Raw genomic sequence first — 10,572 nt, 5'->3', positions numbered from 1 at the left:
CTCGACGCTGGTCTCGAACGGCACGCTCTTCACGTTGAGTTCTCATCTGACCGCGGTCGACACAGCGACCGGAACCGTGACTCACCGACCTCGCCCGCTGCCTCTGGGGCGACGAGTACGGCCCCACCCCCGAGTGCGACGCGACCTGGCAGCACAAGGAGTCGTACTTCACCGAGAAGCTGACCTTCGCCGACCCGGACGAGATCCTCGCCATGCTGCGGACCCTCTCCCCCCACCTGGTCGACGGCCACCTCCCGGTCTGGACCCGCAACCTCGCCTACCGCCTGCTCCTCCTCCAACGCCCCGACGACCCGGCCCTCCTCCGCGAGGCCGCAAGCAGCCTCCACCTGCACGGCCCGGACTGGGACCACATCGCCGAAGAGCTGACCCACCGCGCGGACACCCTCGAAGCGGGCTGAGCTTCGGCGATCATCCGTGCCCCAGCCGCACCCTCGAAGGGGTCGCCGGTCGGAGGCGGCGCGGCTCGATCCCCCCTCCTCGGACTCACTCGGCCGCCTCCGGCACGGGGACTTGACCAAAGTCCCCCTCGGGCTCGCGGGTGAGGATGGCGTACAACGCGGGGTCCGCATAGACCTCGGCGCTGTGCTTCCACTGCGTGAGCAGCAACGCGATCGGGGCGAGATTGTCCAGCGCCACTGCGCCGCGAGCCGTGTCGACCAGCTCGGCGAGCAGGGTGTCGATGTCCCCCTCCGGCAGGAACGTGACCCAGGGCAGGGCCTCGGGCCCGCCTGGCGCAGGGCGGCGATGTTCTCGGGCCAGTGAGTAGTGTGCATCGTGAAGTTGCAGGTCAGGGGTGTGGTGTGCGGGGTGGCAGAGAGACTCGTGCTGGTCGGCGGCCGGTGTCTACGGCGAAGATCGTCCGACCGGTCAGATGGAGTGGTTCTCGGGTTCTGCTGTACTTGCCGTAGGGGTCTGGCCGACACTCGGATCGTTCCCTGCGTCAGGCGGCTGACCGGCCGCCAGGACACACCGCAGCGAGTGCGCCGATGCGCGCAGGAGGGAGTGCACGTCATGATCCTCCCGAAGGTCCGAGACCTTCGCTTCGTGACGATCCGTCGTGGTGGGACTCTCACTGATGCGGATCACCGTCTCCTCGCTCTATGGGCTGCCTCGTGTGCAGAGCACGTCCTTGGCCTCTTCGAGTCGGCGCAGCCTGGGGACCCCCGACCGCGCCAGGCGATCGAGCATGCCCGGGCTTGGGTGCGTGGCGAGGTCAAGATGATGCAGGCTCGCGCGGCGGGCGGCCATGCGATGGGGGCAGCCAGAGACCTGCGGGGGGCAGCACGGCACGCCGCGTACGCCGCCGGCCAGGCCGGGGCCGTCGCCCACGTTGCCGCGCATGAGCTCGGCGCGGCCGCCTACGCGATCAAGGCCGCACGTGCAGCGGCACCGGAAGGCGAGAGCGAGACCGCGGGACGACTCGAGTGCCAGTGGCAGCGTAATCAGCTCCCGGAGGCGATCCGCGGGCTCGTACTTGATGACCAGCGGCTGCGCAACGACATCTGCTGGTCGGTGTTCGACTGTTGAAGCTGAACCTTGCAGGGCCGAGACCAGCGCGGCGACCTGCTCCCCCTTCGTCGGGACCGGCAACACCAACGGGCCCAGCTCCTCCACCTCCCGGTCGCCCACGCACTGCGGGCACTCCAGCCGGCCCGGGCCGGCGTTCTCGTCCAGTTCCAGCTCCGAGCCCGCCTCCCCGCCGATCGAACCCCGGCACGTCCAGCACGGGCGCGGCGCAGCGTTCGCCGTACGGGCAGCCGGCCTGGGAAGGATGCCTCGTGCCCGGCTCCGGACCACTTCACGCGCGGACCGCGGCACCGCTGTCGGAGCTCGGGATCGAGGAGGACCAGGAGCTGGTGGCCGCCAAGGCCGCCGCGGAGGCGAAGCCGAAGGTGTCCCGCACGGACCGGTTCGCCCAGGGCCTGACGGCGCTCGCGCAGTTCGTGGAGCGGGAGCGTCACGCCAACGTCCGGCGCCCGCACAAGGAGCCGCTGGAGGCCGAGGAGACGGGCCCCGGGGGTGAGGAGCGGGTGGTCGTGTCGCACTTCGCCCTGGGCACCTGGCTCAACAACCAGAAGGCGAGGTGGGCCAAGCTGACTCCGGGGCAGCTGGCGCAGCTGGCCGAGCATGGCGTGGAGTGGGCGTAGGGCCGGCGGTGGGTTGCCGGGGAAAGAGCTGGGAGGCCGTCACCTGAGGGGGCGGCCTCCGGGCGTTTTGTGGGGCAGACCGACCGGGGCGTTTGTGTAGGCACTGGTGGGGCGGGGTTGGTGGGTCGTTCTGGGGATTGGTCCGCCAAGGCGCGCCCTTCTTCATCGGAGTGCAGCGGTTTGGAGATCCGAAGGGAGGTTGGGCAGGGGAATGAAGCCCGTCCAGTGGGGGCCGTCGGTGAGGGCTTCGGGGAAGTGCAGGCGGGGGAAGCGGCCGCGGCTGCGGCCGGTGAGGTCCTGCGGGGGCCGTAGGCGGCAGTGTTCGGCGGCTTGGAGCAGCGGAGACAGGGCGGGGTCGGGGTCGGTGAATGGGCGGATGCCTGGGCTCCTGCGGTGCCGGTGGTAGGGGATGGCGGCGTCCAGGAACGGGCCGTCCGGTAGCACGAGTAGGGGACCGGACGCGGTTCGCGTCCGGTCCCCTACTCGCGGTCAAACGGTGGTGGGTCAGAGGTGGAGTGCGGCGGAGACCGTCGACGCCTGGCCGCTGGTTCCCGGGACGGCGTTGTCGTGCCAGCCGTCCTGACCGGGGTAGACCTCGTGGAGGGTGCCGCTCTCGACCACCTCGATCACCCGGTTGCCGGAGGGGTGGAGCACCGTGGATACGGCGGTGATGTTGCCCCCGACGTTGGGCACGGCATTGTCGTGCCAGCCGTCCGCAGCCGAGTAGACCTCGTGCAGGGTGCCGCTCTCGACCACCTCGATCACCCGGTTCCCCGAGGCGTCGAACGCCATGGACACGGCGGTGATGTTGCCCCCGACGTTGGGCACGGCATTGTCGTGCCAGCCGTCCGCAGCCGAGTAGACCTCGTGCAGGGTGCCGCTCTCGACCACCTCGATCACCCGGTTCCCCGAGGCGTCGAACGCCATGGACACGGCGGTGATGTTGCCCCCGACGTTGGGCACGGCATTGTCGTGCCAGCCGTCCGCAGCCGAGTAGACCTCGTGCAGGGTTCCGCCCTCGACCACCTCGATCACCCGGTTCCCCGAGGCGCCGTAGGCCATGGACACGGCGGTGATGTTGCCCCCGACGTTGGGCACAGCGTTGTCGTGCCAGCCGTCCGCAGCCGGGTACACGTCGTGCAGGGTTCCGCCCTCCACGACGGCGATCGAGCGGTTGCCGGTGGCGTCGTACGCCAGGGAGGCCGCGGTGATGTTGCCCCCGACGTTGGGCACGGCGTTGTCGTGCCAGCCGTCCGCGGCCGGGTACACGTCGTGCAGGGTTCCGCCCTCCACGGCCACCAGGGCACGGTTGGTCTTGTTGACGGAGGCGAGCCATTCGCCCGGAACGCCCATCAATGCCTGGTTGTAGTAGCCGTCGGCGGTCCATTCGGCCGCGGAGATGTGCTGTGCCGCGCCGTTGAGCATGACGAAGCGGTTGGAGTCGGTGCCCGACTGGTCCATGACGACCGTGCCGTCCGGAAGGGGCCGCTTGACGGCGTCGCGCAGCCAGCCGCCGGGCACGCCCATCAGCGGGCGGGTGTTGTAGCCGTACGCGGTCCACTCGGCGGCGGAGATGTGCAGGGCCGAGCCGTTGACGACGACGTAGCGGTTCGGGTCCTGGCCGGACTGGTCGTAGACGACGGTGCCCGAGGGGAGATTGTCGCCGGCCACGCTCTGGAGCCACGCGGTGGGGACGCCCATCAGCGGGCGGGTGTTGTAGCCGCTGGTGACCCAGTCGGCGGCGGCGATGCGCAGCGCCACACCGTCGACCATGACGTAGCGGGTGGGGTCGGTGCCCGACTGGTCCATGACGACCGAGCCGTCGGGCAGGTTGGCCGGCATCGCGTTGAACGGGCCGTCATCGACGGTGACGACCTTGCCGAGGTCGTAGTGGTCGGGACCGACGTCGGATCCTGCGATCGGCAGGCCGGCGCCGTTGATGACGACCTTGACCTGCGCGCCGGCGGCGGACTTCACCAGGGTGCCGGTGGGCAGCGACGAGGGGGCCGGGTTGGCCGCGGGCGTGCCGGTGAGGACCGGGGAGATGTAGCCGCTGATGCGCTGGCCCCAGGGAGCGGAGCCCACGGACCAGTTGGTCGTGGAGCTGGTGTTCACGATGCCCTGGGTGTACCCGCTGGAATGGCCCTGGTTGCCGCCGGTGATCGTGACGCTGTTCCCGTTCACTCCGGTGACCAGCGCGACGTGCTGGGCCCAGTCCGTCGACGCGCTGTACTCGTAAACGACCGCGTCGCCGACGCGGGGATCGCTGTGCAGCGTGCCGTAGCGGCGGCCGTAGTCGTAGAGGGAGGAGGCCAAGTCGGTCAGATCGTTGACGTGCGCCACGCCGTTGCGTGCCCAGACCCAGCCGACGAAGTCGGCGCACCAGGCGTGGGCCTGCCCGCCGCCGCCGTTGCATGAGCTGGTCTGCCCGCCGGCGGCGTAACCACCCTGGGCGCAGGGGCCGTTGCCGTTCTCGGCCGTGGCGGTCTGCGCGATCGAGGCGGTGTCGGCGTAGGCGGGGAGTGCCGAGACGCCACTCGTCAAAGTCGCCACGACGAACGCTCCGACGGTGGCGGCGCGCAGCTTGCTGGGCATGGTCATGCCAATCTCCTGGTGAGTACGTTGCCGTCTGGGAGGTGCCGCGTCGATTCGCGGCACGATGAAGGTTCACGACCGCCCTGCAGGAACGGTGGTGGACCGGAGTAAGGAAGTTCAGGCGTCCGCGGCCGGCTGGGTGGTGCCAGGCGCAGGACGAGCGTGTTCGGGCGATGCCGTGCGGGCGTCAGGCCAGGCTGAAGGAGAGGGCCGTGGCGCTGTCGGCCTGGCCGGGGACCGGGTTGTCGTGCCAGTTACCGGAGGTGTCGCTGTAGATCTCATGCAGCCAGCCACCCTCGACGGCCTCGATCACCCGGGTGTTGTCCGGCTTGACCTGGACGGAGACGGCGCTGATGCCGGTACCGACGCCGGGGACGGTGTCGTCGTGCCAGTTGCCGGCGCTGTCGGTGTAGATCTCGTGCAGCCAGCCACCCGAGGCAGCCTCGACCACCCGCTGCCCGGACGGGTTGTAGGCGAAGCCGAGAGCCGTGATGCCGCCCGTGACACCGGGGACCGCGTTGTCGTGCCAGTTACCGGCGCTGTCGCTGTAGATCTCATGCAGCCAGCCACCCTCGACGGCCTCGATCACCCGGGTGTTGTCCGGCTTGACCTGGACGGAGACGGCGCTGATGCCGGTACCGACGCCGGGGACGGTGTCGTCGTGCCAGTTGCCGGCGCTGTCGGTGTAGATCTCGTGCAGCCAGCCACCCGAGGCAGCCTCGACCACCCGCTGCCCGGACGGGTTGTAGGCGAAGCCGAGAGCCGTGATGCCGCCCGTGACACCGGGGACCGCGTTGTCGTGCCAGTTACCGGCGCTGTCGCTGTAGATCTCATGCAGCCAGCCACCCTCGACGGCCTCGATCACCCGCTGCCCGGCCGCGTTGTAGGAGAAGGCGACGGCGCTGATGCCGGGGCCGACGCCGGGGACCGCGTTGTCGTACCAGGTACCGGCGCTGTCGGTGTAGATCTCGTGCAGGGCGCCACCCTCGACGGCCTCGATCACCCGGTTGCTCTTCGCCGGGGGCGTCGGGGCCGGGTACGGGTTGCTGCGGTCCGTAGCCAGACCAGTGCCGGGCGAGCAGGTCCAGGCACGGGCGCCCTGGTCGGCGAGGATCTTCTCGGCAATCAGGATCTGCTGCTGCTCACTCGCCAGATCCGGCCGCGACGCGTAGGCGCTGCCACCGTAGTATCGCCAGTTGTAGAGCGATATCTGCAGACCGCCGTAGTAGCCGTTGTTAGTGTTGATGCTCCAGTTGTTTCCGCTCTCGCACTGCGCGACCTTCTCCCAGGTCGACACCGAGGCGGCCGAGGCCGAGCCGGAGCCAAGAACGGGTATCGCGGCGGCCACGACTGAAGCGGCGGCAAGCGCCAGCACAGGCCGAATCCGGTGGTTTTCGCGCATGGTGATTCCCTGCTTGTCGTCGGTGTGTGTCCTCGCCCGGGTGGCGGACGAGCTACCTGTCCGCAGTCGGGCTCGACATGAGTGAGTAGGAGACCTCGGCATCGCGCCGAGAACCTGCCGATCGGCCCGGCACACTCCCCCGCGGCGTGCCGCCCACTGGTCTCCAACGCGGCCCGTGCCGCGTCGACCTGCCGCCTGATACAGCCGGGGCGCGCCGGCAGCCGGTCGGACCGGAAGGTGGCGGCACTCTGCGGACATCGCGGTGTGCGGTGCGCGGCGGCCTGTCAAAAGGGCCGGGCGGCTGCCCTGCAGGAGCAGCCGGTCGGCGGATGGCCGTGGGCCCGACGGGAAATCAGCCCCAGATCATGTTGTCGGCCTGGGCCTGGACAGTGGTGGCCGGCAGGGCGGGGGCGGCCTGGGCGGCGACGGCGGGGGCCAGGGCGGCGAGGGCGAGGGCGGCGACCGCGGCGGCCTTGGCAGTGACGGTGCGGAACATGATGGTGTCCCCTTCGGATACGACGGAGTATGGGAATCCGGTGTGGGCGTCCCGCGGTGACGCTCTCTCCGGCTTGCTGTCCGGGCGGTGCTCCCTTCCGGCGATCACTAGCTTCGCCGCTGGTCAGGACCAGTGGAAGAGTTCCCAGCTGGACGGAAGCGTCCCTGGACCGTTCCGGCCAGGACCACTCCGGTCAGGACCATTCCGGCCAGGACCGACCAGGGGCAGACAGCAGGCGCTCGTAGAACGGCACGACAAGCGGTGCGGCGACCCCTGCCGCCTTCCAGCCCGCGAGCTGGGGCACGGCCGCCAGGACACGCCGGCAGAACGCGGCAGTCCGGCTCTCCGCCTCGGTGAGGGAGCCGGCGACGAGGTAGACACCAAGCACCGGGTCCGGGACCGCATCCGGGTGGACGACGAGGTGTTCGACCCGGTCCTCGGGCCGGACGGCGGCCAGCAGGAGCTCGCGGGCATCGAGGGGCAGCGGGCGGCCCGGCGAAACGGGCCTCAAGGCGGCGTGAACGAGGTACATGGAACGAGCGTGCCGAAGCGGGCAATCGCCGTATAGGGGATGGGCGTGGACGGTTCCGGCTCTGACCGGAACCGTCCGTCGGCCTGTGTGGTCCGATCCGAGCCGCCCGTGAAAAGATCGGGCGCGTATCGAACACGGGTTCATAACGGGGGGTCGAGGTGCTCACGGCACTGGGTCTGGACAGCGTCTCGGAGCAGGTCTACCGGGCGATGCTCGCCCATCCGCAGGAGGGTGTAACCGCCCTCGCCGCGCGGCTCGCACTGTCCGGGGAACACGTCAGGCAGGCCCTGGACACGCTCAGCGAACTGGCCCTGATCCGCCCGTCCGCCGACCGCGAGGGGGAACTGCGAGCGGTCTCCCCCGAGGTCGGGATGGAGCTCCTGATGGCCCGCCAGCAGGCCGAACTCGCCGCCCAGCAGCTGCGCATCGAGGCCTCCCGGGCGGCGGCCGCACAGCTCATCGCCGACTACGCCGACCTTCGGCCCGCCGGGAACCACCCCGGCGTCGAACAGCTCACGGGTCTCGACCAGATCCGCGACCGGCTCACGACGCTCACCCGGGAGGTGCGCGAGGAGGTCATGACCTTCGCGCCCGACGGCGGGCAGAAGCCCGAGAACATCGAGGCCGCCAAGCCCCTCGACCTCGACCTGCTGGGGCGCGGCATCCGGATGCGCACCGTCTACCTGGACAGCGTCCGCAACAGCCCGCACACCGTCGAGTACATCAACTGGCTTGCCTCCCACGGCGGCCAGGTCCGCACCGTGCCCGCGCTCCCGACCCGGATGATCGTGGTCGACCGGACCACCGCGGTCATCCCGGTACGCAGCGACGACACAGCGGCCGGCGCCGTCGTCCTGACCGGCCAGGGCATGCTGACCGCGCTGTGCGCCCTGTTCGAGAGCGTCTGGGCAGGCGCCCAGCCGATCGGTGCCATCGCCCGGTTCAACGAGCACGGGCTCACCGCCCAGGAGCAGACCACCCTCGCCCTGCTCGCCGACGGCCACACCGACGACGCCATCGCCAAGCGCCTCGGCGTATCACCACGCACCGCCCGCCGCATCGCCACCGACCTCATGGAACGCCTCAACGCCCGCAGCCGCTTCCAGGCAGGCGTCCGAGCAGCTCAGGCCGGCTGGCTCGCGTCCTGAGAGGGGGGTCTGCGAGGGTGCGGGCAGTTCGTCCGAGACCCGGGCGCTATCGGCGAGTGGTGAGCGCCTTCCCCGCTAAAGTCATCGAGGGTGGTCGGAGCCAGCTCCACTGAGTGTGTGCATCGTGAAGTGGCAGGTCACGGGCCTGGTGTGATTCCGTGCCCCGGTGCTCGTGCTGGTCACGCGCGGCAGTCTGCCGTGTAGATCGTCGGGCAGGGAGGTCTTCGTGGGTTCTGGCCCGTTCCAGCCCGCGATGCTCCTACGCTCCCGGGCATGGTGGACCTCGTGGTACTGGAACGGATCGCCGCGCGCCGCGCGGAACTGGACGAGCTGGAAGAACACCTGGTCAAGCAGTTGGACGAGGTGAAGGCCGAGCGGGACGAACTCGCAGTCGCCGAGCGGGTCCTGACGCGGATGAGCGAGCGGACAGCTGGGGAACGAGCTGCCGTCGCACCGGCGTCAGCGCAGGTCGGCGGGCGTGCGATGCTGCTGGTCCCGCACCGCGGCGACAGCGTTGACGAGACCGCGCTGCCCGACGACTACCGCCGGATCCTGGCGATCGTGCGAGCCGCCGGCGGTCCGGTGCAGGTGCGGGCAGTGGGCGAAGAGCTGGGCCTTCAGGTGGAGGTGCGCGGGAAGCTGGAGCCGCTGCGGGCGAAACTGGTCAAGCTCGCGGACCGCGGCTGGCTGCACAAACGCGGCGACGGGAAGTTCACCGCACGGCTGTAGCCGTCCCAGCCCTGCACGCCGCAGGGGCGTAACCGGAGGGCCCCCGGCGGCAGTTGAGTTTGGTGTGAAGAAAAACAACGGTCTCGTCGAGGGCCCCGAAGGTCTTGTCTACACCGCCCGCCTGCCGCTGTCGAGCGCCACCTTGAACTGGCTCGCCGACCTGATACGCGGCCACTGCAAGAAGATCGGATCCCGGTGGCGGGCCCTGTCCGCGGGGAAGGTCGCCGGAATCGTGCTGGCCGTGCTGCGCTGTGACCAGCGGCCCGGCGACCTGGCCGGCGGGAACGGGGTGCACCGCACCACCGTCACCCGGTGGGTGCGCGAGGTCGTCGGCCTGCTGGCCGCCCGCGCCCCGCGCCTGGACCGCGCGCTCAAGAAGATCGCCCGATCGGGTGGCGGGGTGGTCCTGCTGGACGGCTCCCTGATACGCACCCGCCGCCGCACCGGGACCGAGAACCGGAAGAACTACTCCGGCAAGCACAAATGCCACGGACTGCTCGTGATCGCACTCACCGACGACAAGGGCCGCCTGGCATGGGTCTCCGCGGTCCGACCCGGACGCACCTCGGAGATCACCGCCTGCCGCCACGACAAACTCACCGCCCATCTGCGCGCGGCCGGCCTCGGCGCGATCGCCGACCTGGGCTTCGTCGGCCTCGACGACAGCGCCCCGGACACCGACCCGGCGGTGATCACCGGCTACAAGGCGGCCCGCAACCGGCCCCTTACCCGGGGGCAGAAGCTGTCCAACAAGGCGCTGGCCGCGGTCCGGGCCCCGGTCGAGCACGGCTTCGCGCACCTGAAGAACTGGCGCGTGCTCGGCAAGGTCCGCACCGACCCGAAGTGGGCGACCGCGCTGGTGCGGGCCCTGCTGGTCCTGACGAACCGGGAAGTCGCCCGCTGACCGACGATCTACACCGAAGTCATACCCCCATGACCAGCCCGAGCACGCCGACGCCGACGCACACCAGACCCGTGACCTGCCACTTCACGATGCACATCACTCAGTGTTCGTAGAGATGCTGACGAACGGCTACTACCTGGAGCGCGAGGCAGAGCTCGACGGCTATGGACTGGTCTTCGAGTACCTCCGGTCCTCAGCCCTGAACCCGACCGAGTCGCTGGACAAGATCACGGCCATCTCAGCCGAGACGTGAGTACGAGATCAGGAAGAGGGAAGATGAGCATATGACGATGCCGGAGATCTCCGCCCAGGGTTGGCGCAAGAGCAGCTTCAGCCCGCAGGCAAGCGAGTGCGTAGAGACTGGGCATGTCACCACTGGCGGAATGGCCGTCCGGGACTCCAAGGACCCCCACGGCCCCGCGCTCGTCTTTCCGGCCGCCGCTTGGACGGCGTTCGTCTCCGCCGTCAAGACCGGCGAACTCCCCAACACCTGATCCCGTCTGGGGGGGAAGTGGGGCGCCCCGCCCACAAGCCCCACACCCGCCCCCCGGGGCCCCCTAACCCCGGGGTGGGGGGCGGTCAGCGCCGGCCCCCGCGG

The 10,572-nt window shown here is 70.2% G+C and carries 12 protein-coding genes and 1 pseudogene; 8 read left to right on the top strand and 5 right to left on the bottom strand.

All coding sequences use genetic code 11. The features are described from left to right. Nucleotides 1-212 precede the first annotated feature (212 nt). On the top strand, nucleotides 213-419 hold the full coding sequence (locus ACWCYO_RS39085; protein WP_449786863.1) for a hypothetical protein: 207 nt from the start codon (nucleotides 213-215) through the stop codon (nucleotides 417-419). 85 nt (nucleotides 420-504) lie between these two features. On the opposite strand, the gene ACWCYO_RS39080 is transcribed toward ACWCYO_RS39085, so the two are convergent. Next, nucleotides 505-657 (bottom strand): hypothetical protein, encoded by a 153-nt coding sequence (locus tag ACWCYO_RS39080; RefSeq protein ID WP_449786862.1) that lies wholly within the window; start codon nucleotides 655-657, stop codon nucleotides 505-507. A gap of 375 nt (nucleotides 658-1,032) precedes the next feature. Between ACWCYO_RS39080 and ACWCYO_RS39075 the strand changes: the two genes are divergently transcribed. Beyond that, nucleotides 1,033-1,548: a putative immunity protein gene (locus ACWCYO_RS39075; protein WP_449786861.1), complete on the top strand. Its 516-nt coding sequence runs from the start codon at nucleotides 1,033-1,035 to the stop codon at nucleotides 1,546-1,548. Between the two features lie 251 nt (nucleotides 1,549-1,799). Beyond that, complete coding sequence (locus tag ACWCYO_RS39070; protein WP_449786860.1) at nucleotides 1,800-2,168, top strand: helicase associated domain-containing protein; 369 nt, start codon at nucleotides 1,800-1,802, stop codon at nucleotides 2,166-2,168. A gap of 504 nt (nucleotides 2,169-2,672) precedes the next feature. Here the strand turns inward: ACWCYO_RS39070 and ACWCYO_RS39065 are convergent. The 4 genes from ACWCYO_RS39065 to ACWCYO_RS39050 all read right to left on the bottom strand — a co-directional run bounded on the left by ACWCYO_RS39065 (nucleotide 2,673) and on the right by ACWCYO_RS39050 (nucleotide 7,193). After that, on the bottom strand, nucleotides 2,673-4,769 hold the full coding sequence (locus ACWCYO_RS39065) for a CHAP domain-containing protein (protein ID WP_449786859.1): 2,097 nt from the start codon (nucleotides 4,767-4,769) through the stop codon (nucleotides 2,673-2,675). Between the two features lie 181 nt (nucleotides 4,770-4,950). Then, on the bottom strand, nucleotides 4,951-6,111 hold the full coding sequence (locus ACWCYO_RS39060) for a transglycosylase family protein (RefSeq protein ID WP_449786858.1): 1,161 nt from the start codon (nucleotides 6,109-6,111) through the stop codon (nucleotides 4,951-4,953). 406 nt (nucleotides 6,112-6,517) lie between these two features. After that, a complete protein-coding gene (locus tag ACWCYO_RS39055) occupies nucleotides 6,518-6,661 on the bottom strand; it encodes a hypothetical protein (RefSeq protein WP_449786857.1) in 144 nt (47 codons plus the stop codon). Between the two features lie 193 nt (nucleotides 6,662-6,854). After that, a complete protein-coding gene (locus ACWCYO_RS39050) occupies nucleotides 6,855-7,193 on the bottom strand; it encodes a hypothetical protein (protein ID WP_449786856.1) in 339 nt (112 codons plus the stop codon). Between the two features lie 158 nt (nucleotides 7,194-7,351). Between ACWCYO_RS39050 and ACWCYO_RS39045 the strand changes: the two genes are divergently transcribed. The 5 genes and pseudogenes from ACWCYO_RS39045 to ACWCYO_RS39025 all read left to right on the top strand — a co-directional run bounded on the left by ACWCYO_RS39045 (nucleotide 7,352) and on the right by ACWCYO_RS39025 (nucleotide 10,468). Continuing rightward, entirely contained in the window at nucleotides 7,352-8,341 is a 990-nt protein-coding gene (locus ACWCYO_RS39045) for a LuxR C-terminal-related transcriptional regulator (protein WP_449786855.1), read from the top strand. Between the two features lie 273 nt (nucleotides 8,342-8,614). Next, nucleotides 8,615-9,070, top strand: a complete 456-nt coding sequence (locus ACWCYO_RS39040; protein WP_449786854.1) for a hypothetical protein — start codon at nucleotides 8,615-8,617, stop codon at nucleotides 9,068-9,070. A gap of 64 nt (nucleotides 9,071-9,134) precedes the next feature. Next, nucleotides 9,135-9,974 carry a transposase family protein gene (locus tag ACWCYO_RS39035; protein ID WP_449786853.1) on the top strand — a complete coding sequence of 280 codons (840 nt, stop codon included), beginning with the start codon at nucleotides 9,135-9,137 and terminating at the stop codon, nucleotides 9,972-9,974. A gap of 40 nt (nucleotides 9,975-10,014) precedes the next feature. Next, nucleotides 10,015-10,227, top strand: a pseudogene (locus tag ACWCYO_RS39030) (Scr1 family TA system antitoxin-like transcriptional regulator); the annotation flags it as partial. Nucleotides 10,228-10,258: 31 nt separating this feature from the next. Continuing rightward, entirely contained in the window at nucleotides 10,259-10,468 is a 210-nt protein-coding gene (locus ACWCYO_RS39025) for a DUF397 domain-containing protein (RefSeq protein ID WP_270148517.1), read from the top strand. Nucleotides 10,469-10,572: the final 104 nt, after the last annotated feature.

The organism is Kitasatospora sp. NPDC001683, from assembly GCF_053596495.1.
Note: the sequence above shows the minus strand (reverse complement) of the source record. Positions and strands in the feature narration are given on the sequence as shown.

Coding starts and splice junctions, on each gene's coding strand:
- ACWCYO_RS39085 (WP_449786863.1), top strand. CDS start 213: ATGCTGCGGACCCTCTCCCCCCACCTGGTCGACGGCCACCTCCCGGTC.
- ACWCYO_RS39075 (WP_449786861.1), top strand. CDS start 1,033: ATGATCCTCCCGAAGGTCCGAGACCTTCGCTTCGTGACGATCCGTCGT.
- ACWCYO_RS39065 (WP_449786859.1), bottom strand. CDS start 4,769: ATGACCATGCCCAGCAAGCTGCGCGCCGCCACCGTCGGAGCGTTCGTC.
- ACWCYO_RS39055 (WP_449786857.1), bottom strand. CDS start 6,661: ATGTTCCGCACCGTCACTGCCAAGGCCGCCGCGGTCGCCGCCCTCGCC.
- ACWCYO_RS39050 (WP_449786856.1), bottom strand. CDS start 7,193: ATGTACCTCGTTCACGCCGCCTTGAGGCCCGTTTCGCCGGGCCGCCCG.
- ACWCYO_RS39040 (WP_449786854.1), top strand. CDS start 8,615: ATGGTGGACCTCGTGGTACTGGAACGGATCGCCGCGCGCCGCGCGGAA.
- ACWCYO_RS39025 (WP_270148517.1), top strand. CDS start 10,259: ATGACGATGCCGGAGATCTCCGCCCAGGGTTGGCGCAAGAGCAGCTTC.